Raw genomic sequence first — 22212 nt, 5'->3', positions numbered from 1 at the left:
GCGATCGCGACACATTCTCACAAAGATGCGCAGACCTCGACACTACGATACGTAATGTGTATGTAATATTCGGAAATAATTCGCGTTGCCGCCCTCCGCGGGCGTCGATGCACGATCCCGAACCGGAAACCCGGCTCCGGGCAGGAAGCACGGCTCTCGAAAGCTCGATTCATTCATCTTAAGCAGTCCTGTCAAACAGGCGACCGGACAAAGGCGGCATCGCGATGAACATTCTGTATACGAACTTCCACGGCGACTACGGCGGCGGCCAGGACACCTACGTCCGCGATCTCGCCGTGGCGATGAGCCGGCATCACCGCGTGACCGTCGCGTCGCCGGAGGGCAGCCGTCTGTCGCGACTCCTGTCGGACAGCCCCGGCGTGACCATCTTCGACATGGAATTCAAGCCGCGCTGGAACCGGCTGTGCGTGGAAATCGTCCGGCTGCGCCAGCTGATCGTCGCGGAGCGCTTCGACGTCATCCATGTCAACGGGTCCGCCGACCATCGGCAGGTGATGCTGGCGCTGCTCGGGTGCCGGCGTCGGCCCGCGGTCGTGCTCACCAAGCACAACACCTATCGCGCCGACAGCTTCGGCAACCTGCTGCGCGCACGGCTGGCAACCGACCACACCATCGCGGTCAGCGACTACGTGGCGGACATGCTCGCGTTCCGGTCGCCGTACGGCAACGTCACGGTCATCAAGCACGGCGTGCGCCAGCCGGCCGCGGAACGACTGGCGAGCGACGAGATTCGCCGCCGCAAGACGGCCCTGTTCGGGCCGTCCGGCGCGGATGCGATCGTCCTGGGCAGCAGCGCCGGCACCGCGCCGGAAAAAGGCTGGATGGACCTGATCGCGGCGCTGGGCCGCCTGCCCGACCACGAGCGCGAACGGTTTCGCGTGCTGCTGGTCGGTGCGGAACCGTCCGGCGAGCAGCGCGAACAGATCGCGCGGCACGGCATGACGTCGCGCATCGCCTGCACCGGCCGCCTCGACGACGTGCGGACGCCGTTCTCGATCGTCGACGTGTCGTTCGTGCTGTCGTATCACGAGAGCCTGTCGTACGCGTGCCGCGAGGCGATGTCGCTCGGCTGCCCCGCGATCGTGACCCGCGTGGGCGGGCTGCCCGAGAACGTCGAGCCGGGCGTGGACGGCTGGGTCGTCCCGCCGCGCGAGCCGGAAGCGATCGAGCCGATCCTGCGCGCGATCGCACGCGAGCCCGGCTGCGTCCACGCGATGGGACGCAGCGCGCAACTGAAGGGCAAGCGCGAATTCTCGTTCGACCGGTTCGTCGAGGCGACGTTGTCCGTCTATCAGAACTCGATTCGACACAACCCGTATCGCCGCGTGACATCCATGAGGTCGGTGTGACGGCAATGAACGTCTGGAAGAAGTACTGGGATCTGCGCATCGGGGAGTGCCCGTGCGACGTGCACTTCGTCGAATGGCTGGAATCCGCTCGCCTCAACGGCATCCGCATCTATCACTTCGGCACCGGCGGCCACCACCATGTCGGCGTGGCATGCGCGCGACCGCACCTGAACAACACCGTGTTCGGCGTCACCGCGTCGCCGAAGGAATACAGGTCGTACGTCGATCTCGTCACGCGGCGGCCGGAGGTCGGCAAGACCTATCTGGCGTATTTCGGCGACATCTATACGAGCAATCCGGACCTGCTGCCGGCCTTCGACGTCGTCACGCTGTTCCATCTGTGCGAGTACCGCGACGAGACGAACAGCCGCTACGGCGCGAAGACCGACGCCGAAGTGCTCGACCTGTTCGCACGCCATACCGCGCCTGCAGGGCACCTCCTGTTCTACACGGGCTCGTCGGCCTACCGGAAGGCCGAACCGGTCATCGAGCGATGGGCGGCGAATGCCGATTTCGTCGAAACCGGCCACTTCAAGACCCTGCGGATTTTCCGCAAGGCCGCGTAACCCTCCGTTCCCGCGATCGCCCCATGCTGCCGTCCGCCGCGCGCTATCCGATCCTGATGTACCACCAGATACGCACGCTGCCGCCGCCGCCCGACCGGCTGCGCGGCCTGAGCGTCGCACCCGGCGCGTTCCGCCGCCAGATGACGCTGTTCAGCCGGCTCGGCTACCGCGGCCTGAGCGTGCGCGAACTGCAGCCGTATCTGCGCGGCGAACGCAGCGGGAAAGTCTTCGGCATTTCGTTCGACGACGGTTTTCTCAACGTGCTGACGCATGCGATGCCCGTGCTGGACGAACTCGGGTTCACCGCGACCTGCTACTTCGTCGCCGGCCGCTTCGGCGGGAAAAACGACTGGGATGCGGAAGCCGATACCGCGCATTCGCCGCTGATGACTCGCGAGGACATGCTCGCCTGGCGCGATCACGGCCACGAGATCGGCTCGCATACGCTCGATCACGTCGCGCTGTCGCGCGTGCCGGCGCACGTGTCGGCAATCCAGATCGCCGAATCCAGGCGGCAGCTCGAAGCGCTGGGCGGCCAGCGCGTCGAATCGTTCTGCTACCCGTACGGCGATCTCGACCCGCGTGTGCGCGACCAGGTCGCGGATGCCGGTTACGGCAACGCGACGACCACCCGGCGCGGTTGCGCCGACGCGTCCGACGATCCGTTCCTGTTGCCGCGGATTCCGGTGGCGGGCGGCGTCGGCGCGGTACGGCTGTGGTTCAAGTGCCTGCGCGGGCGGGTTCAGGCGCGCAGGTAGGGTAGGGCCGCGCCCGCCGCGAGCCCATGCCCGACAGGCCGGTTCCCCGGCAACGGGGCCGCCCTGGAAGGCGCGATGCCGTTGCATGGGGGCTGAAACGAACTGCGCGCGCCCGGCGACGCAGGCAATTCGCCCCGGCCAATCGTTCCGACGGCGCGGCGAGGCCCGCGTCGGCCGGCAGGTTCAGCGGGTCCGCATCAGGAACGGCAGCAGGTGGCCGATGAACGCATCCGGCGCTTCTTCCATGATGAAGTGGCCGCAATCGGGAACGATCGCGCCCTGCAGATCCGTCGCGTTGTCGCGCAGGGTGACCAGCGGCGCGTCGCCCGTGGCATGTTCGGCACCGATGGCGAGCACCGGCATCGCCAGCTTCCGCTGCGCCCGCTCCCGGTTCTGGCGGATCGTCTCCGGAATGGCGCGGTAATAGGAAAAGCCGCCGCGCAAGCCGCCCGGCGCCGCATACGCGTCGATATAGACGTCGACCGCCACGCGGTCGCGCCGGAACGACCAGCGGTCGAACATGAACGTCAGATACGCGCGTTCACGCCCGGCGATCAGCGTCTCGGGCAAGTCGGCCAGCTGATTGAACATGAAATGCCACAGGAAGATGTTCTCCTCCGGCGGCGCGAAGATCGACGGCGCCGGCGCCAGCCCCGGAATCACGGCCTCCGTGAGCGCCAGCGCCTTCACCGCCTCGGGGCGGTCGCTCGCCAGCGCATAGGCCACCCACATGCCGACGTCGTGACCGGCCACCTGGTAGACGTCGAAGCCGAGCTGCGCCATCGCGCGATGCAGCGTGGCCGCCGTGTGCCCCGTGTCGTAGCCTGCCAGCGGCCGGTCGGAATGGCCGGTGCCCGGCGGATCGACCGCGACAGCCGTGAAGCCGTGCCCGGCGAGCGCCTGCATGACGTGGCGCCACGCATACCAGGTTTGCGGCCACCCCGGAATCAGCAGGACGGGCGTACCCGCGCCGGCCGTCACGCAATGGATGCGCTGGCCGTCGATCCGGACGTATTGATGTGTGAAGCCATTGGCGTCGGCCGGCGGCGACGCGAGTTGAGCGGACATGTCGATGGTTCCTGGCAGTGGGAGAAAGCGGCTCATTCGAGGCCGAGCATCGTGTGGATTTGCCGTTGATCGACCGCGGCGCCGGCGAAATCGTCGAAAACGCGCTCCGTCACGCGGATGATGTGGTCGTTGATGAACGCGACACCTTCGCGCGCGCCGTCCTCCGGATCCTTGAGGCAGCATTCCCACTCGAGGGCGGCCCATCCTTCATAGTTGTACTGAGCAAATTTAGAAAAAATCGCCTTGAAGTCGACCTGGCCGTCGCCCAGCGAGCGGAAGCGGCCGGCGCGCTCCAGCCACGAACTGTAGCCGCCGTAGATGCCCTGGCGCCCCGATGGCAGGAACTCGGCATCCTTCACATGGAACATGCGGATGTGCTCGCGGTAAATATCGAGGTACGCCAGATAGTCCAGTTGCTGCAGCACGAAATGACTGGGGTCGAACAGAATCCGGCAGCGTGCGTGCCCGCCGACCAGCGCATGGAAGCGCTCGAAACTGACGCCGTCGTGCAGGTCTTCGCTCGGGTGAATCTCGTAGCAGAGGTTGACGCCGTTTTCATCGCAGACGTCGAGAATCGGCCGCCAGCGGCGCGCCAGTTCGTCGAAGGCCGTCTCGATGAGGCCGGCGGGCCGTTGCGGGAACGGAAACAGGTAAGGCCACGCGAACGAGCCCGAGAAGGTGCCCATGTCGGTGAGCCCCAGGCGGCGTGAAGCGCGCGCCGACAGCTCGAGCCGCTCCAGCGCCCATGCGGTGCGCGCGGCCGGATTGCCGCGCACGGCCTCGGGCGCGAAGTTGTCGCACATGGCGTCGTACGCCGGATGCACGGCGACCAGTTGCCCGAAGATATGCGTGGTCAGTTCGCTGATCTCCAGCCCGTGTTCGACCAGCATGCCCTTCACGTCGTCGCAGTAGTCCTGGCTCTCCGCGGCGGTCGCCACGTCGAACAGACGCGTATCCCACGCGGGAATCTGCAATGCCTTGAAGCCGAGGCCGGCGGCCCATTGCGCGATATCGGGCAGGTTGTCGAAAGGCGCGGTATCGCCGACGAACTGCGCCAGATGAAGACTGGGGCCCTTGAGGGTACGCATGACCGACTCCTATTGTTTGTTGATCGACAAAGAATAGGACGAGGAAACGGCCCGTGTCAACACGGTGCGCGATAAAATCGCTCCACGATGTGACCACGGACGACAGGGAAATGGCGGGACGACCGAGAGAATTCGATCGCGACATGGCGCTGAAGCGCGCCATGCTCGCTTTCTGGCGACGCGGCTACGAAGGCACATCGATGTCCGACCTGGTCGAAGCGATGGGCATTGCGTCCGCGCGCATTTACGCGGCGTTCGGCAGCAAGGAGGCGCTGTTCCATGAAGCCGTGGCGCTCTACGAGCAAGGCGATGGCGGCTTCGCCGATCGCGCGCTCGCCGGGGAGGCCGATGTCCGCACGGCCGTCGAGCGGATGCTGCGCGATGCCGTCGCCGCCTATACGAGGCGCGGCCATCCGCACGGCTGCATGGTGGTCTCCGCCGCCACCAACTATTCCGCCGAAAACGAAAGCGTCATGGAATGGCTCGCCGGACATCGGCGTGCACGCACGCAATCGATCGCCGAGCGCCTGCAGCTTGCGGCCGAGCAGGGACAGCTCGCGCGCGGCGCCGACGTCAAGGCCCTGGCCGATTTCTATGCGACCCAGTTGCACGGCATTTCCGTCCAGGCCCGCGACGGAGTCTCGAAAGAGCGCCTGCTGGCGTCCATCGCGCCGGCCATGATGCCGCTTGCGATGGCCGTGCGTGACGGCGCATAACGCGGCTCGCCTGGCCGGACACGGCGTTCATGCGCACCGGCCGCGGTTGCCGTTCGTCAACCGGCCTGTCGGGTTCGGGAGACGTCGGGCAACGAGAGGATTCGAGTGAAACGCGAGACGGCCGGGCCGCCATCGGCCCGTTGTCCATGCCTCACGTGATCTCGCCCATCGCCTTGGGCGGATAGCTCGCGAGGATGATCGAGGTGGTCACCGGCCCGAACCTGGCCAGCGCGTCGATGGCTTTCTCCAGTTCGCACATTCTTTGAACCACCACGCGGACGATGAAGCAGTCATCGCCCGTGATGCGATGCGCCTCGACGATCTCGGGCATCGTTGCGAAGGCCTTCAGGCATCTCGCGATCTGCGCGTGAGTCGTCTGTATCCGGACGAGTGCGGAGATATCGCGCCCCAGGAGCCCGGCGTTGACCCTCGCCGAGTAACCCTCGATCACACCGTGCTCTTCCAGTCGCCTGATGCGGGCGCTGACCGCCGGCTGCGACAGTCCGATCCGTTTGCCCAGCTCGGTGTTGGTCACACGCGCATGAACCTGCAGCGCCTCGATAATGCGCCAGTCAAGCCGGTCCAGTTCCACTCGCTTGGGTTTCATTCGCAACCGCCTCCAAATTCCATGAATACCGATCCATGCGACGATGATTTCATTGGTTTGGCCATTCTGGCAGAAGCGCTCGGCTCCTACACTGGGAACTCAATTCTGGAGGAAACCGCACATGAATCGACGCGTTCTGATCGTGCCTGGCCACGGCAATTCGGGGGCAGCGCACTGGCAAAGCATCTGGGAAACCTCGAAGCCGGGGGAATGGCGCCGCATGCAAGTCGAAGATTGGGATCACGCCGTCTGCGACGAGTGGGTGGCGGCAATTGCACGCGAGGCGGAGGCGCTCGGCCCCGATACGATCGTCGTTGCTCATAGTCTCGGCTGCCTCGCGGTCGTGCATTGGGCCGCGCGAAACACGGTCGCGATAGCCGGGGCATTGCTCGTGGCTGTTCCCGATCCGACGGCGCCGGCCTTTCCTCGCGCCGACAGCATCGGATTTTCACCCGTACCGTCGGTCGGGCTGCCATTTCCGAGCATCGTGGTCGCCAGCAACGACGATCCCTACGCAGCAATCGGTCATGCGCGGGCCTGTGCGAACGCCTGGGGCAGCGAGTTCCTCGATGTCGGCGCACGGGGGCATCTGAACGCCGCCAGTCGCCTGGACGACTGGGCGGACGGATACCGGCTCCTCCAGCGGTTCGACACGAACCGTCTTTAGCACGCGTGCCGGAGGCCTGAGCGATCGGCGATCAGCGTCTCGCCGCATGCCGATACCGATTCGAGCGGCCGTATCGAACTGAAGCCGCTTGCCCGCGCCCGCAGCCGTCGCCGTGGAATTGAGCGGCGTTCAGCCGGAAACGGCCGGCATCGATCCCCTGCATCCGCCCGGCCTCGCAACGCGCGGCAGGGAAAAACAGGCCCTCCCGGCAGCGCGCGAATGCCGCCGTGTCATACCGCCGACCCGGACACGCGCCGGGCGCGCCGCGCAAGCGTCAGTATCGACAGCATCACGATGCACGCGCCTGCCAGCATCAGCATGACCGCGTGGTAGCCCGAGACAAACGCGCCCCCGCGCGCGGCCGAGAACCGGTACAACGCGGTTGCGGCGGCCAGGCCCACCGATCCGCCGATGTTGTGCACCGTCGTCGCCAGGCCGAGCGCCGTGCCCGCCAGCGCTTCCGGTACGGCCGCCAGCGCCGCGGCCATGGACGGCCCCAGAATGCAGCCCCAGCCGAACCCCATGCAGGCGAACGCGGCGAGCACCCGCCACCAGGCCGTCGACGCACCGAACGCCGACTGCATCACGGCCGACACCAGCAGCGCGGCGAATCCGAGCGCCATGACCGGTCCGGCGCCGAAGCGGTCGCATCCACGGCCCGCCAGCGGCGAAACCATCGCCATGACGGCGGTCGTGGGCAGCAGCAGCCAGCCCGTCGCCGCGCTGTCCTGCCCGCGCAGTTCGCCGAGATACAACGGCATCAGCAGGAATGCCGCGCAGTAGAAGAAGGCCAGCACGGCCGTCGCACAAACGGCCAGCACGAACGATCGCTGCCGGAACGCCGCAAGCCGCAGCAACGGAGCCGGTGTGCGCCTTTCGACCCGGGCCAGCGCCGCACCCGCGAGCAAGGCAACGCACGCCAGCCCCAGCGTGGCCGGCGACGTCCAGCCGCGCTCCGCGCCGCGAACCACGGCGCCGAGGCCGCTGGGCAGGATCAGCAGCAGCAGGACGACACCGGTCCAGTCGACGCGCGCCCGTACCGCCGCGATCGCATCCTGCGTCAGCCGGCCGGCGCACAGCGCGACACTCGCGGCGATCAACGGTACGTTGACGAGGAAGATCCAGCGCCAGCCCAGCGCGTCGACGAGCAGCCCGCCGGCGACCGGGCCGAGCGCGAGCCCCAGCCCGTTGACGCTGAACAGCAACCCGAGCGCCCTGCCGCGCTCCTGCTCGGGAAACATCGCCGCGACCAGCGCGGCCGACGCGGTATAGAGCCCGGCGCACGCCAGCCCCTGCACGGCTCGCCAGATCACCAGCGCGACCAGCCCCGGCGCCAGCCCGGCCCCCAGCGACGCGACGCCGAACCCCGCCATGCTCGCGAGCATCACCCGGCGCCGGCCGTGGCGATCGGCCAGCCGGCCCACCGGAATGGTGCAACTCGACAGCGCGATGACGAAAGCCGTGACGACCCATTGCACCTGGTCGATATCGGCATGGAAGGACGACCGGATTTCAGGAATGGCGGTATTGACGATCGTGAAGTCGATACAGCCCAGGAAGCTGGCGATGGCGACCCCGGCCAATGCCAGCCAGCGCGCGCGGCGCGGCGAACGATGCACGGTACGGCACTCCTTTCGTGAGCGCGGCCATCCGGGCCGCGATGAAGGAGAAAATCATATTCAAGACTTCCAGGGCGCAATTGATAGAATCTTTATCAAGATAAGAGACAGGGACGATCAAATTGCCAATCCCGCCGACCGACCGCTTCCGCGGCATCCTCGCGTTCGTGCAGGCCGTGGAGTGCGGAAGTTTCAGCGTGGCCTCGCGCCGGATGGGGCAATCGCCGTCCAGCGTGGGCAAGGCCGTGGCCCGACTGGAGGAACGCCTCGGCGTGCGGCTGTTCAAGCGCACGACGCGGCGCATGACGCTGACCGACGAGGGCGAGGCCTATCACGAGACCTGCTTGCGCACGCTGGCCGAACTGGATCGGGCCGAATCCACGCTGGCCGAGCGGCGTCAGACGCCGACCGGCCGGGTACGCATCGCGCTGCCGGTGCTCTACGGACGCATTCGCGTGTTGCCCGTGTTGAACGCGCTTGCCGAGCGTCACCCGGCACTCGATCTGGACGTCCTGTTTTCCGGCAACACGGCCGATCTGGTCGAGCAGAACATCGACCTCGCGGTGCGCATCGGCCGGCTGGAGGACAGCGCGTCGCATGTCGCGCGCCCGTTGGGCGAACAGGCGTTACGGCTGTGCGCCGCGCCCGGGTATCTCGATCGGCATGGCACGCCATCGTCGCGGGAAGCGCTCGACCATCACCGCCGCATCGCGCTCCTGCGCGGCGACGCCGAGGTCGCGTGGCAGTTCTCCGGCGACGCGGGCCGAAGCGCGCGCCAGTCGCGGCACGCACGCCTGCGCCTGAGCGACGTCGCGGCCGTGAAGGACGCGGCGCTGGCGGGGCTCGGGCTCGCGCAACTGCCCGGCTGGTTTGTCGAAGACGATATCCGCGCGGGGCGGCTCCTCGCCGTCCTGCCCGACGCGCAACCCGCGCCGCTGCCCATCCACGTGCTCTGGTCGAAGACCACGCGCATGACCGCGCGGCTGCGCGTCACGATCGATGCGCTGGTCGAACACCTGTCGCACCGACACGATGCGCCCGACGCCGGTCCTGAAGGCGCACGGGCCGGCGGTCGCGGCTGATCCAGCTACCGCGGCGCGATATCGCGTGGCGATCGAGAATGCCGGCGTATCCGGAGCGCCGGCGTCCGCCATCCGCGCCGCGCCGGATCGTCGCACTCACATGTAGATGAACTGCCGATACAGCCCGTCCAGTTGATGGCGAATCTCCTCCACGCGTTGTTCGTCTCCGGCGGCGGCGAACTCCAGCAGTTGCTCCTCCCTGGCGGTAATTCGATGGCAAAGCACCGATAAATTCTCGCAAAAGGCCGCCGAATGAATCGAAGGACCGACGATCTCGGCGTCTTGCCCGGACGCCAGCTTTCTGACGGACGAAACGGGCACCACGCCGTTCTCCCGGTTGAACGCCATCTGCTTCTCGCGTCGCGCTCTCGTCGCATCGATTGCCTCCGTCATCGCCGGAGTCACGACATCCGCGTACAGGATCGCCTTTCCGGCCGTATTGCGCGCGACCCGGCCGATCATTTGAATCAGCGCATGGGCTGAACGCAAGAAGCCCGCATGATCGGCATCCAGCACCGCCACCAGCGATGCCTCCGGAATATCCAGCCCCTCGCGCAAGAGACTCACGCCGATCAACACGTCGAATTCGCCGGCGCGCAGGCCATCGATGATCTCGAGCCGCTCCTGCGTCTTGATGTCCGAATGCATGTAACGAGAACGAATGCCGCGTTCCGACATGAACTCGTGGAGCGCTTCGGCCGCCTTCTTCGTCAATGCGGTTACCAGCACGCGATTGCGCGCCCCGACACACCGCCCGATTTCTTCGAGCAGATCCGGCACGCTGTCTTTCGACGGCCGCACCTCCACCTCGGGGTCGAGCAATCCCGTCGGCCGGATGATCTGATTGGCGACCCTGTCTTTCGAGACCTCCAGCTCGTAATTCCCGGGCGTGGCGGACACGAAGATCGTCTGCGGCTTGATTGCCTCGAACTCCTCGAAGTTCAGCGGACGATTGCTCTTTGCCGAAGGCAGCCGGAATCCGTAGTCGATCAATGTCTCCTTGCGGCTCTGATCCCCCCGGGACATTGCCGAGATCTGCGGGATCATCACGTGGGATTCGTCGACAAACAGGAGCCCGTCGGCGGGCAGGTAGTCGAGCAACGTGGTCGGCGGCTGGCCGGCCTCGCGGTCGTTCAGGTAGCACGCGTAATTTTCGATGCCGGAACAGTAGCCGAGTTGCCGCATCATCTCGACGTCGCCCGTGATCCTCTCGAACAGGCGATCCGCCTCGACCAGCCGGTTGTCGCGATTGAATGCGTCGACCCGCTCCTCCATTTCGGCAAGTATCTTGTCGGCCACCGACTCTATCTTGTCGCGAGGCGTGGCAAAAAGCGTCTTCGGCGAAACCAGATAGTTTCTCAAGTCACCCAGCCGCTTCCCGGTAGCGGGGTCGGTCCAGCAAAGCGACTTGACGACCTCGTCCGGCAGTTCGACCCTCACCGCCCTGAACTCCGAATCGGCGGGAAAAATATCGATCATGTCGCCGCGCACGCGGTACGTCCCGCGTTTGAGCGCGCGCTCCGAGCGCGTGTACTGCAGCAGCTCCAGACGGCGCAGCAGCTCGTCCCGTCGCAGTTGCGCCCCGTCCAACAGCGGAATCTGCAGCGCGCGATATCCATCCGGATCGCCCAGGCCGTAGATGGACGACACCGACGCCACGACGATCACGTCCCGACGCTCGATCAACGACTTTGTCGTCGACAGCCTCAATCTCTCGAGATGCTGATTGATCGCCGAGTCTTTTTGAATGAACCTGTCGCTGCCGGGAATATAAACTTCCGGCTGAAAATAGTCGTAATAGGAAACGAAATATTCAACGGCGTTTTCAGGGAAGAACTGCTTCATTTCCCCGTAAAGCTGTGCAGCCAGCGTTTTATTCGGCGCCAGGATCAGGGTTGGTCGATTCAAGCGGTGAATGATGTTGGCGATCGTAAAAGTTTTTCCCGAGCCCGTGATTCCCATCAGCGTCTGATGGGTCGCCCCTTCGTCGATTCCGGATATCAGACGCGCGATCGCTTCGGGTTGATCCCCACCCGGGGTGTAGTTCGAGTGAAGGATAAAGACACCGGTTGACATTGCCAGTCCTCCTGGTTAGCCCACGCCATGCAAGCGTGTACGGCCTATTGAAAAACACGACGAATCCTGACGGTTCGATGCGGAACGCACGGCGTCCCGGCTCGCCTTCGCGATCGGAACCCGTCTGGACGACTCGCTTCATCACACACTGCCGAATTACTATGCAATCCTTTCAAATCGGCCGATCTGAAGCCGATTGAAAGCATGCGCTCCGCGCCGCCCCGCTTCAGGCCGGTGGCGCTTCAGCGCGTTTGCCGGGCCGAACATCGATCGCCGATGGCCGCGCGAGCGCGGCATTGCCCGCCGCCGTCCCGGCGGCTGGAGCAAAACCGGACGTGCCGCCGGCGAATTGCCGCCGACATCCGATCGCCACGATGCGCAACGGCATCCCGCCCTCCGGCACGACACCAGGATGCGACCTTCCGGCACGCCACCGCGGAAGCGACGTCATTCCACATACCGTTGCTCCGCACGCAGATGACAGGCAAGCTCCGGCTCGCGCTCGCATGCTCACATGCGGAATCCCATGAGGTGCGCCCGGCTTCGGCGTGCGCTATGTTTGCCGAACCGGGTTCGACCGAATCATCAGAAGAGGAACACATGATCGTCAGAAACTTCGAATACCTCATTGCCCTGAACCGGGAAGGTCACTACGGTAGAGCCGCCCAAAGCTGTAACGTCTCTCAGCCCACCCTCTCCGCCGGCATCAAGCAGCTGGAGAAGGACCTCGACACCCAGATCGTGCATCACGGCAAGCGCTACGACGGACTCACCAAGGAAGGGACGCTGGTACTGGCATGGGCTCAACAGATGCATGAGGACTGCAAGGGGCTGCGGCGCGAGCTGTCGGCGCTGCACCGTGGAATCGAAGGGCCGTTCCGCCTCGGCGTACTCCCCGGCATGTCCGCGGTCGCGCCGATTCTGAGCGTCGCCCTCGCCGAAAAGATCCCGCTGCTCGAACAATCCATCACGACCGCCGATTCCATCACCTTGTCCACTTGTTTGAGGGAAGGCGCCCTCGACATTGCCTTCGCCTATCTGGAGGATTTCGTCGATGAAAATTTCGATACGCACCTGCTGTATCGCGAACGCATCTTCGCCTTCCAATCCAGCATCGAGCCGCAACCGAGAAACGTAACGTGGAATCACGTCGCGCAACTTCCGCTGTGCCTGCTCGACTCCGCCATTCCACGGAGCGCGCAAACTCAGCTCGCCCAATGCGCGAGAGCGATATGCACGGACTCGCTGGAAGTGCTCGTGGCCCACGTCACGTCGGGCAAATACGCCACGGTGCTGCCGCAATCCCTCGCGGCCCGGCTCAGGCAGATCCCCCATCTTCAGGCGCTTGCCGTGAGCGGAGCCGGCGCGCAGGCCAGTGTCGGATTCGTTGCCACCCGACGCGGGCTCGAATCGACGACATCGAACGCGCTACTGGAGATGGTTCATACCGAAGAAGTTGCCGCACCGATACAGGCGCTTCTCGCTGCCCATCGCAGCTTGCGCCCAAAGCTATCAGATCCGGCCAATTCCGACAAATAACGAAAGTCTTTCAAAGAAAAAATCTATCTCTTCATAGAATTTTCCAGTTTGACCGGCTGCGCACAAGCTGCGATTTTTATCGAAAGCGTGCGCTTTACGCCATCCACTCGATGCCGCCTGAAAAACCGGCTGAGTGAATTCCGTATTTGTCGCACTAATGCCCCCCTGATCTCGTCGGACAATTTCTGAAAACGCATCGTCGCTTCTCCGCCTCCGGAACGGAACCTCGCGCAACACCCGTCCGGCGATCGTCGTAATACGTCCGGTTGCTTTGCAAGACATCGATCTCCTTGCCACGTTCACGGGCCGAGAGGCTTCCATGGCTCATGACACCTGCCGCGATGCCGCGTTGCCCGCGAAGATCATCCGCTCCATGCGGCCCGCAGCCCGACGCCCCGCGTTTCCCGCCGGATGCGTTCGACATGCGACCGGCCGCGCGGAGCCCCACGAGGCGCCCGGCAACAGCACCACGCCGGCATCGACAGCGAACAGAATTTGCGCAAGGCTATTTCAATTATCTATACTCCACTATAGTATACGAATGACGATGCGCCGATCGCCCGGCCGTTCCGATGGCAATCGCCTCGCGCGTCGTGCGTCCGGGCGACGGCCCGTCCGTACCGTCCTTCGATCCCGTTTCTTCTCACCTTGCCCGAGCGTTATGCCGTTAATGATCATCATCGTCGCCACGTTAGGGGCGGGAGTCGGTAGCGTCTGGGTGGCGGACCTGTTGACGGTGCGCACCCGGTCGGCCGGTCATGACGACAGCGACGCGCAACAGCGTCTGCTCAGCCTGGCGACGGGCACGCTCCTGGCGACGGCATTCACGCACCTGCTGCCCGAAGCGTTCGAGAGCAAGGTCGATGTTCAAGCGCTGTTCCTGACCCTGCTCGTCGGCCTCGTCTTCTTCTTTCTGCTGAGCAAGGTCGCACTGCGGCATCGCGAGCCTCACCCTGTCGACCACCGTCACCGTGGCGCCGGATGGCCGCTGCTGATCGGCGACGGCGTCCACGGCTTTGGCGACGGGGTGCTCATTGCGTCCGCGCTGGTCGCCGACGTTCGGGCTGGCATCGTCGCGGCCATCTCGGTCCTGGTGCATGAAGTCCCGCATCACATGGGCGACCTCGTGGTGCTGCGCGAAGGCGGCCGTCGTGGCCCGGCGCGACTGAAGGTTTCGATGGCCGGGTCGATCACGGCGCTCGGCGGCGTCGCCGGCTATTTCCTGGCGAGCCGGCTGCAGACGTGGCAGCCGTTCCTGGTGACCCTGGCAGGCAGCAGCTTCATCTACGTCGCACTCTCCAACCTGATCCCGCGGTTGCAACAACGTCAGACAAGCCGGGAAACCTCGGCCCAGATGGTCTGGTTGCTCCTCGGCATCGCACTGGTCGCACTGGTCGGCGGGATCGCTCATGAGTAACGGAACGCTTACCCGTCGCCTGCGCATTCTCGGCGAACAGTTGCCGCTGCTCGGCCAGGGTCTTCGCGGCATCGAGCGGGAAAGCCTGCGCGTCACGAGCGCGGGCCATCTGGCCCGCACCCCGCACCCGCAAGCACTTGGCGCCGCGCTCACGCACAAGCAGATCACCACCGACTATTCGGAATCCCTGCTGGAGTTCGTGACGCCGGCATCGGCCGACCCGGCTCGCGCCCTCGAGAGACTTGATGCGCTACATCGTTTCGCCTATACCACCCTAGGCGACGAATTCTTATGGAGCGCATCGATGCCTTGCACGCTGCCGTCCGAGGAAGAGATTCCCATTGCCGAATATGGGACGTCGAACACCGGCAGGCTCAAGCACGTCTATCGCAAGGGCCTCGCCCTCCGCTACGGACGGGCGATGCAGTGCATCGCCGGCATCCATTACAACTTTTCCTTGCCCGAGGCCGCGTGGCCTGTGTTGCTGGAAGCAGCGGATACCGGCGAGCGCAGCCACGACGCGCAATCGTCAGGGTATATGGCGTTGATTCGCAATTTCCGTCGATACGGCTGGCTGCTGCTGTATCTGTTCGGCGCCTCGCCGGCGGTCGGCACACGCTTCCTTCGCGACGCGGCGCGCCGCCTCGACCGATTCGACGCCGAGACCGTGTATCTCCCCGGCGCGACCAGCCTGCGCATGAGCGATCTCGGCTATCAAAGCAACGCGCAGGCCGGCATTGCACCCTGCTACAACAGCCTGGCGAGCCATCTCGACAGCCTCCGGCTGGCCGCGAGCACGCGCTACCCGGAATACGAAACGATCGGCACTCACCTCGACGACGAATGGGTGCAACTCAACACGAACATTCTTCAGCTCGAGAACGAGCACTACGCGAGCATCCGGCCCAAGCGCATCGCACGCGCCGGCGAGCGGCCCATTCAGGCCCTGGCGGCCCGCGGCGTCCAGTACGTCGAGGTGCGCAACCTGGACGTCGACCCGTTCCTGCCGCTGGGCATCGATTTGCCCCAGGCGCGTTTCCTCGACGCGTTCCTGTTCTACTGCGCGATGAGCGAGAGCCCTTCGATGGGCGCCGGCGATCACGCCGAGAGCACGGCCAACGCTCATGCGGTGGCGACCGAGGGGCGCCGTTGGGATTTGAAACTTCAGCGCCGCGGCCGATCGATCTCGCTGCGGGAATGGGCGAACGAATTGCTTGTGGAGATCGCGCCGGTTGCCGATCTGCTGGATCGCACTCGCACGAACGAAGGCGCGACGTATCGGCAGGCGCTGCTTGCGCAGCACGCCAAGGTCGAGGACCCGTTTCTGACGCCGTCGGCTCGGGTGCTGACCGCGATGAGCGAAGGCGCCATGAGTTTCGACCGCCTTGCGATGGAGCAAAGCCGGCTGCACGCCGGGTACTTCCGGGCTCGGGCGCTGCCCGACGAGGCCCGACAGGAATTCGAAGCGCTGGCGCACGAATCGATAGCGGAACAGTTGCGCCTGGAGGCGAAGGAAACAGACGATTTCGACCAGTTCGTGAACATGCATCAGGCCGCCATGCTGGCGCTTGAACAGCAAACGGCCGAGGCATGGATATGACCCGGTGAACGCTTGGCCGATGGAGCCCGCCGTGAATTCAAGCGCCGTCACCGGCCTGTCCTGAATTCACCCGGGTTTCCCCGGCAGGCGGATGCCGAAGAGGCGTCACGACGCGCCGCCAAGGGCTGACCGAAGACGATCCTCGCGAGGATCGCCCCCCGGTCCGGACGGCGGCCGGCGGCCGGATGGACTACCCCGGAGAAGGGATACTCCGGGGCAGTTCTTGTACACTCTCGGGGTGCGCATGCTGCAGGTGTAAATTCCACCCAATCACGCACTTCCATACTATGCGGGAGTATAGTATATTTCCATCTACCGACAGGAAAGAGACCATGCCTTACAGTCCCAAAGAAAAGAAGCAAGCGCTTACCCGGGTTCGCCGTATTCGCGGGCAAGCGATCGCTCTTGAGCAGGCGCTCGAAGAAAACGCAGAATGCGCTGCGATTCTTCAGCAGCTTGCGGCCGTCCGGGGTGCGGTCAACGGTTTGATGGCGGCCGTCCTGGAAAGCTATCTGCGAGAAGAGTTCCCGGAGAGTGAAGCCGCTACCGACTCGCAGAAGAAGTCCATCGAGGAAACCATCTCTATCGTTCGGTCCTATCTCCGTTAGCCGACGCCAGGGTGGCGTCAGGTTTCGGAGACCTAACTTAGTCAAGGAAGCGAAATCATGAAATCACGTGCAGCTGTTGCCTTCGGGCCCGGCAAGCCGCTGGAAATCGTCGAGATCGACGTCGAACCGCCGCGCAAGGGCGAAGTTCTCGTCAAGATCACGCATACCGGTGTGTGTCATACCGATGCCTTCACGCTGTCGGGCGACGATCCGGAAGGCGTGTTCCCCGCCGTTCTCGGCCACGAGGGTGCCGGCGTCGTCGTTGAAGTCGGCGAAGGCGTCACCAGCGTGAAACCCGGCGATCACGTCATTCCGCTCTACACGGCGGAATGCGGCGAATGTCTGTTCTGCAAGTCCGGCAAGACCAACCTGTGCGTGGCGGTCCGCGCGACCCAGGGCAAGGGGCTCATGCCGGATGGAACGACTCGCTTCTCGTACAACGGGCAGCCGCTGTTCCACTACATGGGGTGTTCGACGTTCAGCGAATACACCGTGGTCGCGGAAGTTTCGCTCGCCAAGATCAATCCGCAGGCCAATCACGAGCACGTCTGCCTGCTCGGTTGCGGCGTCACCACCGGCATCGGCGCGGTTCACAACACCGCGAAGGTTCAGCCGGGCGACTCGGTCGCCATCTTCGGTCTCGGCGGTATCGGTCTTGCGGCCATCCAGGGTGCGCGGCAAGCCAAGGCGGGGCGCATCATCGCCATCGACACGAACCCGGAGAAGTTCACGCTGGCACGCGTGTTCGGTGCAACCGACTGCCTGAACCCGCGCGACTACGAGAAGCCGATCCAGGAAGTCCTCGTCGAGATGACCGGCTGGGGTGTCGACCACACGTTCGAGTGTATCGGCAACGTCAACGTGATGCGTGCCGCGCTCGAATCGGCGCACCGCGGCTGGGGCCAGTCGATCGTGATCGGCGTGGCCGGTGCGGGCAAGGAAATCTCCACCCGTCCGTTCCAGCTGGTGACCGGCCGGGTCTGGAAAGGCTCCGCATTCGGCGGCGTCAAGGGGCGTACGCAACTGCCGGGCATGGTGGAAGACGCGATGAAAGGCGAGATCGATCTCGCCCCCTTCGTCACGCACACCATGGGTCTCGACAAGATCAACGACGCGTTTGACCTGATGCACGAAGGCAAGTCGATTCGTACGGTCATTCACTACTGATGTCGGCCCGACTGCGCGGCATCGCGCCGCGCAGTCTTTCCCTCCCCAAGGAGAGCCATCGTGAGTGCCATTTCCATCCATCCGTCCGTGGACGACGGGCGCCGTCCCGAACACCCCGGCTTTGCCGGCGGCGTACTCCGGTGCCACTGTCCGAGCGACACGGTCGAAGTTGCAGTCGCCGCACAGACGTTGCACAACCACGCGTGCGGTTGTACCAAATGCTGGAAACCCGCCAGTGCAACCTTCGCCCTGGTCGCGGTCGTGCCGCGCGACAAAGTGAGTGTGATCGCGCATCCGGAGAAGCTTCAGGTCGTCGACGAGCACGCGGCGATTCAACGCCATGCTTGCCGGGAATGCGGCGTCCATATGTTCGGTCGCATCGAAAACCCGCAGCACGCGTTCTACGGCCTCGATTTCGTTCACACCGAACTCTCCCCCGAGGAGGGCTGGTCGGAACCCCGCTTCGCCGCGTTCGTTTCGTCGGTCATCGAAAGCGGCACCCCGCCTTCGAAGATGGCGGAGATTCGCGGCAGGCTGCACGAACTCCAGCTCGAGCCGTACGACTGTCTTTCTCCTGGCCTGATGGATGCCCTGGCCATTCACGCGGCGAAACAGAAAGGCACCTACCGCGAAGCCTGATCCCTTTCGAACCATGTAGACACGAGGTCATGATGAATGAGCCCATCCCAGCCAATACGGCCCAACACCCCTCCCCGACCGTATATGGCATGCCGGCTCACGAAGATCGGGCGGCTGCCGTAGGCGAGGTACACGCCCGCCCGCATCTCCTCATTCAGGCACCTCGTACGCTGGTCCAGTTCGCGTTCCTGACCGAAGGGGACATGAGCCGGGACAGTGCCGCCCTGACCGCCCTGTCGGATCGCCTGGGAATCGCTCCGCAGACGCTGGGCGCACCGCTTCATGCCCTTGCATGGAACGAGGGCGATCTCCATTGCGAAAAGCACACGGAGTTCTCCACGTATCTCTGGAGCGCTCCGCTCTCTCTCGAAACGATGACGCCCGCGGGCGAGGATCCGTTCAGGCACGGCTTCACGCCGCCCGGCCCGGTCATCTGCGGCATCCGTCTCGACCTGCTGCCGTGGACACCCGACGCGGAGAAGGAAGTCGGGCGCTTCGACCCCGTCGGCCTGTGCTATTCGCTCGTCGAGGACGGCGCGGCCGCGATCGTGACGGATTTCCGGCAGGATGAAAACGGCCTGACGCGCATCCTCGTCCTGGATCGCGGATTGACGCAGGCAAGCGCCGGTGCGCTCGCGCAGCGGCTGATCGAAATCGAGAACTACCGGACGCTGGCGCTGCTCGCGCTCCCGCTGACCCGATCCCTTACGTCGGAGCTTCGGCGTATCGAGGGCCGTCTCGCCGACATAACGGACCTGATGCGTTCCAGCGCACGCCGGAATAATGAAGTTCTCCTATCCGATCTGACGGATCTGGCAGCGGAACTCGAGGCCGGCGCGGCGGCGAACCTCTACCGGTTCGGCGCGAGCCGCGCGTACTACGACATCGTCGAAGAGCGGCTTGCGTCGCTTGCCGAAGCAGCCGTTCCGGGCTTCTACACTTGGCATGACTTTCTCCATCGGCGCATCGCCCCCGCGATGCGCACCTGCCGGTCGGTGAAGGAGCGCCAGGCCAAGCTGTCCGACAAATTGACACGATCGATCGCGCTGCTCCGCTCCTGGATCGATGTCGAACTCGAGCGACAGAACCGGGATCTGCTGGCTTCGATGAACAACCGGGCCAAGCTGCAGTTACGCCTGCAACAGACCGTGGAAGGGTTGTCGGTCGCGGCGATCTCGTACTACGTCGTGAGTCTGATTGCCGATCTTCTGAAAGGCGTACCCGGCATTCACGACATCGTGGCCCCGGAACTCGCCATTGCCGTTCTTGTACCCGTCGTCGTCCTCGCGATCTGGTGGACCGTCCGTCGCATCAAGCATTCGCACAGCGACACGAAACACTGAAGCGCACTCGACCGACTGTCGCCGGGATGCATCACGGCCACACCCTCTGCCCACATTAGGAGAAAACGCATGGAACGCGTTGAACATCACGCCAGCTTCGACGGCTGGCAGGAAGTCTATCAACACCGCGCCGTCACGCTCGGCTGCACGATGCGCTTCGGCGTGTACCTGCCCCCGCAGGCGGCAAGCCAACCGCTGCCGGTCCTTTACTGGCTGTCCGGTCTCACCTGCACCGAACAGAATTTCATTACCAAGGCCGCGGTGCAACGCTACGCGGCCGAGCACGGCATCGTCGTCGTTGCCCCCGATACGAGCCCGCGCGGCGAAGGCGTCGCCGACGACGCCGCGTACGACCTCGGCCAGGGGGCGGGCTTCTACGTCAATGCGACGCGGTCTCCGTGGGCCGCCCACTATCGGATGTACGACTACGTCGTCCACGAACTGCCCGCGCTGATCGAAGCCCACTTCCCCGTCACGGATGCGAGAAGCATCAGCGGCCATTCGATGGGCGGGCACGGGGCGCTGGTCGCCGCGCTGCGCAACCCGGGCCGCTATCGAAGCGTATCGGCGTTCTCGCCGATCGTCGCGCCGTCCCAGGTTCCCTGGGGGCAGAAGGCTTTGCTGGCCTATCTCGGAGACGACCAGGCGGCGTGGAAGCAGTACGACACCGTCGAACTCGTCCGTACCGCGCAGGAGCGCCTGCCGCTGCTGGTCGATCAGGGCCTCGACGACGAGTTCCGCGAAAAGCAGCTGCGGCCGGAGCTGCTGCGCGAAGCATGCGAGGCCGTCGGTCACCCGCTCCAGCTCAACCTGCGTCCGGGCCACGACCACAGCTACTACTTCATCGCCAGCTTCATCGGCGAGCACATTGCACACCACGCGTCCGCGCTGAAGCGCTGAGCGAGAGGAGAGCGAATCATGTTCAAGGCCTCAGGCAAACGACATCATGTCGTGATCGTCGGTGCAGGCTTCGGTGGACTCGACGTCGTCAACGGCCTGGCCCATTCCGACGTCGACATCACCATTGTCGACCGCCACAACCATCACCTGTTCCAGCCCCTGCTCTATCAGGTGGCGGGCGCATCGCTGTCGACCTCGGAAATCGCGTGGCCGATCCGTTACCTCTTTCGCAAGCGCCCGGAAGTCCAGACGCTCATGGCGGAAGTGGAAGGCGTCGACCGCGACGCGCGGGAAGTGATACTCGACAACGGGTCGCGGCTCTCGTACGACACGCTCGTCCTCGCGACGGGCGCCCGGCATGCGTATTTCGGACATGACGAGTGGGAGGCGTTCGCCCCCGGTCTGAAGACGCTGGAAGACGCCACCACCATTCGCGGTCGCATCCTCGTCGCGTTCGAAGAAGCCGAGCGCGAAAGCGACCCGGCGAAGCGCGCCGCCCTCCAGACGTTCGTGATCATCGGCGGCGGCCCGACGGGCGTCGAACTGTCGGGCACCATCGCCGAACTGGCCCGCGACACCCTCGCGCGCGATTTTCGCCATATCGATCCTCGCGCCACGCGTGTCGTGCTGATTGAAGCGGGCCCCCGGCTGTTGCCCGTGTTCCCCGAGGATCTTTCCGAATATACGCGTCGCGCACTCGGCAAGCTCGGCGTCGACGTCGAACTCGGCGCGCCCGTCACCGAGTGCTCCGCGGAAGGCGTGATCTACGGCGGGAAATCGCTGCCGGCCAGGACGATCGTCTGGGCGGCCGGCGTACAGGCGTCGCCCGCGGCTCGCTGGTTGGGCGCGGACGCCGATCGCGCCGGCAGGGTTCTGGTCCGCCCGGACCTGACCGTGCCCGATCGTCCGGAAATCTTCGTGATCGGGGACACGGCGGCCGTGCCGATGCCCGACGGGAAGTTCGTGCCCGGCATCGCGCCGGCAGCCAAGCAGCAAGGCGCGTACGTCGCGGACCTGATCAAGCGCCGACTGTCGGGCGACGCGCTTCCCAAGCCGTTCAGGTATCGGCACCAGGGCAACCTGGCGACGATCGGGCGCAGCCTTGCCGTCATCGACATGGGGCGGATCAAGTTGCGCGGCGCGATCGCGTGGTGGGTCTGGAAGCTGGCGCACATCTATTTCCTGATCGGCGTGCAGAATCGCCTCAGCGTCGCGATCAGCTGGGTGTGGAACCACAGCATCGGCTATCGCGGCTCCCGTCTCATCATGCGCCGCGGCAAGGAAGCCGAAGGCGTGCCGCCGAAGCTGGAATTCGGCCGGTCCAGCCCCCGGGATTGAAGCAGCGCCGCTGCGTTCGCCCGCCCCCCAATCTGCCAGAGATG

Annotated in this window: 22 protein-coding genes; 15 read left to right on the top strand and 7 right to left on the bottom strand. The window is 65.0% G+C overall.

Annotated features, from left to right (window positions below):
- Positions 1–224 precede the first annotated feature (224 nt).
- From GQ57_RS01690 to GQ57_RS01680, 3 genes are read left to right on the top strand one after another with little or no spacing between them, the layout of a single operon-like run.
- A complete protein-coding gene (locus GQ57_RS01690; RefSeq protein WP_034196897.1) occupies positions 225–1370 on the top strand; it encodes a glycosyltransferase in 1146 nt (381 codons plus the stop codon).
- A gap of 5 nt (positions 1371–1375) precedes the next feature.
- Entirely contained in the window at positions 1376–1936 is a 561-nt protein-coding gene (locus GQ57_RS01685) for a hypothetical protein (protein ID WP_034196896.1), read from the top strand.
- Between the two features lie 23 nt (positions 1937–1959).
- Positions 1960–2694, top strand: a complete 735-nt coding sequence (locus GQ57_RS01680; protein WP_034196895.1) for a polysaccharide deacetylase family protein — start codon at positions 1960–1962, stop codon at positions 2692–2694.
- Positions 2695–2877: 183 nt separating this feature from the next.
- On the opposite strand, the gene GQ57_RS01675 is transcribed toward GQ57_RS01680, so the two are convergent.
- Both GQ57_RS01675 and GQ57_RS01670 read right to left on the bottom strand, forming a co-directional pair.
- Complete coding sequence (locus tag GQ57_RS01675; protein WP_034196894.1) at positions 2878–3762, bottom strand: alpha/beta fold hydrolase; 885 nt, start codon at positions 3760–3762, stop codon at positions 2878–2880.
- A 32-nt stretch (positions 3763–3794) separates the two neighbouring features.
- Complete coding sequence (locus GQ57_RS01670) at positions 3795–4850, bottom strand: sugar phosphate isomerase/epimerase family protein (protein ID WP_031397216.1); 1056 nt, start codon at positions 4848–4850, stop codon at positions 3795–3797.
- A 110-nt stretch (positions 4851–4960) separates the two neighbouring features.
- Between GQ57_RS01670 and GQ57_RS01665 the strand changes: the two genes are divergently transcribed.
- Positions 4961–5566 (top strand): TetR/AcrR family transcriptional regulator, encoded by a 606-nt coding sequence (locus GQ57_RS01665; protein WP_031397215.1) that lies wholly within the window; start codon positions 4961–4963, stop codon positions 5564–5566.
- A gap of 151 nt (positions 5567–5717) precedes the next feature.
- On the opposite strand, the gene GQ57_RS01660 is transcribed toward GQ57_RS01665, so the two are convergent.
- Complete coding sequence (locus GQ57_RS01660; protein WP_031397214.1) at positions 5718–6173, bottom strand: Lrp/AsnC family transcriptional regulator; 456 nt, start codon at positions 6171–6173, stop codon at positions 5718–5720.
- 121 nt (positions 6174–6294) lie between these two features.
- On the opposite strand from GQ57_RS01660, the gene GQ57_RS01655 reads away from it, so the two are divergent.
- A complete protein-coding gene (locus tag GQ57_RS01655) occupies positions 6295–6840 on the top strand; it encodes an RBBP9/YdeN family alpha/beta hydrolase (RefSeq protein WP_031397213.1) in 546 nt (181 codons plus the stop codon).
- Between the two features lie 230 nt (positions 6841–7070).
- On the opposite strand, the gene GQ57_RS01650 is transcribed toward GQ57_RS01655, so the two are convergent.
- Positions 7071–8459 (bottom strand): DHA2 family efflux MFS transporter permease subunit, encoded by a 1389-nt coding sequence (locus tag GQ57_RS01650; protein WP_034196893.1) that lies wholly within the window; start codon positions 8457–8459, stop codon positions 7071–7073.
- 122 nt (positions 8460–8581) lie between these two features.
- Here GQ57_RS01650 and GQ57_RS01645 point away from each other — a divergent pair, with 122 nt between their 5' ends.
- Positions 8582–9541, top strand: coding sequence for a LysR family transcriptional regulator (locus GQ57_RS01645; RefSeq protein WP_063934548.1), 960 nt, complete (start codon positions 8582–8584; stop codon positions 9539–9541).
- 96 nt (positions 9542–9637) lie between these two features.
- On the opposite strand, the gene uvrB is transcribed toward GQ57_RS01645, so the two are convergent.
- Both uvrB and GQ57_RS42970 read right to left on the bottom strand, forming a co-directional pair.
- Entirely contained in the window at positions 9638–11617 is a 1980-nt protein-coding gene (gene uvrB, locus GQ57_RS01640) for an excinuclease ABC subunit UvrB (protein WP_034196892.1), read from the bottom strand.
- 226 nt (positions 11618–11843) lie between these two features.
- Entirely contained in the window at positions 11844–12005 is a 162-nt protein-coding gene (locus GQ57_RS42970; RefSeq protein ID WP_160257498.1) for a hypothetical protein, read from the bottom strand.
- 212 nt (positions 12006–12217) lie between these two features.
- On the opposite strand from GQ57_RS42970, the gene GQ57_RS01635 reads away from it, so the two are divergent.
- Positions 12218–13156 (top strand): LysR family transcriptional regulator, encoded by a 939-nt coding sequence (locus GQ57_RS01635; protein WP_031397209.1) that lies wholly within the window; start codon positions 12218–12220, stop codon positions 13154–13156.
- Here the strand turns inward: GQ57_RS01635 and GQ57_RS41265 are convergent.
- Positions 13130–13438, bottom strand: a complete 309-nt coding sequence (locus tag GQ57_RS41265; protein WP_152603169.1) for a hypothetical protein — start codon at positions 13436–13438, stop codon at positions 13130–13132. The genes GQ57_RS01635 and GQ57_RS41265 overlap by 27 nt on opposite strands.
- 379 nt (positions 13439–13817) lie before the next feature.
- Here GQ57_RS41265 and GQ57_RS01630 point away from each other — a divergent pair, with 379 nt between their 5' ends.
- From GQ57_RS01630 to GQ57_RS01595, 8 genes are all read left to right on the top strand, one after another.
- On the top strand, positions 13818–14573 hold the full coding sequence (locus GQ57_RS01630; RefSeq protein ID WP_031397208.1) for a ZIP family metal transporter: 756 nt from the start codon (positions 13818–13820) through the stop codon (positions 14571–14573).
- Positions 14566–16173 carry a glutamate--cysteine ligase gene (gene gshA, locus GQ57_RS01625; RefSeq protein ID WP_034196891.1) on the top strand — a complete coding sequence of 536 codons (1608 nt, stop codon included), beginning with the start codon at positions 14566–14568 and terminating at the stop codon, positions 16171–16173. Before GQ57_RS01630 ends, gshA begins: the two co-directional genes overlap by 8 nt.
- 332 nt (positions 16174–16505) lie before the next feature.
- Complete coding sequence (gene frmR, locus GQ57_RS01620; protein WP_031397206.1) at positions 16506–16781, top strand: formaldehyde-responsive transcriptional repressor FrmR; 276 nt, start codon at positions 16506–16508, stop codon at positions 16779–16781.
- Positions 16782–16838: 57 nt separating this feature from the next.
- On the top strand, positions 16839–17948 hold the full coding sequence (locus GQ57_RS01615; RefSeq protein WP_031397205.1) for an S-(hydroxymethyl)glutathione dehydrogenase/class III alcohol dehydrogenase: 1110 nt from the start codon (positions 16839–16841) through the stop codon (positions 17946–17948).
- A gap of 60 nt (positions 17949–18008) precedes the next feature.
- Positions 18009–18587: an S-(hydroxymethyl)glutathione synthase gene (gene gfa, locus GQ57_RS01610; protein ID WP_034196890.1), complete on the top strand. Its 579-nt coding sequence runs from the start codon at positions 18009–18011 to the stop codon at positions 18585–18587.
- A 32-nt stretch (positions 18588–18619) separates the two neighbouring features.
- Entirely contained in the window at positions 18620–19930 is a 1311-nt protein-coding gene (locus GQ57_RS01605) for a DUF3422 family protein (protein ID WP_031397203.1), read from the top strand.
- A 69-nt stretch (positions 19931–19999) separates the two neighbouring features.
- Positions 20000–20830, top strand: coding sequence for an S-formylglutathione hydrolase (gene fghA / locus GQ57_RS01600; RefSeq protein ID WP_034196889.1), 831 nt, complete (start codon positions 20000–20002; stop codon positions 20828–20830).
- A gap of 18 nt (positions 20831–20848) precedes the next feature.
- A complete protein-coding gene (locus GQ57_RS01595; protein WP_052001000.1) occupies positions 20849–22168 on the top strand; it encodes an NAD(P)/FAD-dependent oxidoreductase in 1320 nt (439 codons plus the stop codon).
- The last annotated feature ends 44 nt before the right edge of the window (positions 22169–22212 follow it).

Source organism: Burkholderia sp. MSh2 (genome assembly GCF_000731655.1).
In the GTDB taxonomy this organism is placed as follows: Bacteria; Pseudomonadota; Gammaproteobacteria; order Burkholderiales; family Burkholderiaceae; genus Burkholderia; species Burkholderia paludis.
Note: the sequence above shows the minus strand (reverse complement) of the source record. Positions and strands in the feature narration are given on the sequence as shown.

What these genes read in the sequence shown, in the direction of transcription:
- fghA (WP_034196889.1), top strand. Translation starts at nt 20,000, where the DNA reads ATGGAACGCGTTGAACATCACGCCAGCTTCGACGGCTGGCAGGAAGTC.
- GQ57_RS41265 (WP_152603169.1), bottom strand. Translation starts at nt 13,438, where the DNA reads ATGTCTTGCAAAGCAACCGGACGTATTACGACGATCGCCGGACGGGTG.
- GQ57_RS01675 (WP_034196894.1), bottom strand. Translation starts at nt 3,762, where the DNA reads ATGTCCGCTCAACTCGCGTCGCCGCCGGCCGACGCCAATGGCTTCACA.
- uvrB (WP_034196892.1), bottom strand. Translation starts at nt 11,617, where the DNA reads ATGTCAACCGGTGTCTTTATCCTTCACTCGAACTACACCCCGGGTGGG.
- GQ57_RS01665 (WP_031397215.1), top strand. Translation starts at nt 4,961, where the DNA reads ATGGCGGGACGACCGAGAGAATTCGATCGCGACATGGCGCTGAAGCGC.
- GQ57_RS01605 (WP_031397203.1), top strand. Translation starts at nt 18,620, where the DNA reads ATGAATGAGCCCATCCCAGCCAATACGGCCCAACACCCCTCCCCGACC.
- GQ57_RS01615 (WP_031397205.1), top strand. Translation starts at nt 16,839, where the DNA reads ATGAAATCACGTGCAGCTGTTGCCTTCGGGCCCGGCAAGCCGCTGGAA.
- gshA (WP_034196891.1), top strand. Translation starts at nt 14,566, where the DNA reads ATGAGTAACGGAACGCTTACCCGTCGCCTGCGCATTCTCGGCGAACAG.
- frmR (WP_031397206.1), top strand. Translation starts at nt 16,506, where the DNA reads ATGCCTTACAGTCCCAAAGAAAAGAAGCAAGCGCTTACCCGGGTTCGC.
- GQ57_RS01660 (WP_031397214.1), bottom strand. Translation starts at nt 6,173, where the DNA reads ATGAAACCCAAGCGAGTGGAACTGGACCGGCTTGACTGGCGCATTATC.
- GQ57_RS01655 (WP_031397213.1), top strand. Translation starts at nt 6,295, where the DNA reads ATGAATCGACGCGTTCTGATCGTGCCTGGCCACGGCAATTCGGGGGCA.
- GQ57_RS01670 (WP_031397216.1), bottom strand. Translation starts at nt 4,850, where the DNA reads ATGCGTACCCTCAAGGGCCCCAGTCTTCATCTGGCGCAGTTCGTCGGC.
- GQ57_RS01630 (WP_031397208.1), top strand. Translation starts at nt 13,818, where the DNA reads ATGCCGTTAATGATCATCATCGTCGCCACGTTAGGGGCGGGAGTCGGT.
- GQ57_RS01685 (WP_034196896.1), top strand. Translation starts at nt 1,376, where the DNA reads ATGAACGTCTGGAAGAAGTACTGGGATCTGCGCATCGGGGAGTGCCCG.
- GQ57_RS01680 (WP_034196895.1), top strand. Translation starts at nt 1,960, where the DNA reads ATGCTGCCGTCCGCCGCGCGCTATCCGATCCTGATGTACCACCAGATA.
- GQ57_RS01595 (WP_052001000.1), top strand. Translation starts at nt 20,849, where the DNA reads ATGTTCAAGGCCTCAGGCAAACGACATCATGTCGTGATCGTCGGTGCA.
- GQ57_RS42970 (WP_160257498.1), bottom strand. Translation starts at nt 12,005, where the DNA reads ATGCCGTTGCGCATCGTGGCGATCGGATGTCGGCGGCAATTCGCCGGC.
- GQ57_RS01690 (WP_034196897.1), top strand. Translation starts at nt 225, where the DNA reads ATGAACATTCTGTATACGAACTTCCACGGCGACTACGGCGGCGGCCAG.
- GQ57_RS01635 (WP_031397209.1), top strand. Translation starts at nt 12,218, where the DNA reads ATGATCGTCAGAAACTTCGAATACCTCATTGCCCTGAACCGGGAAGGT.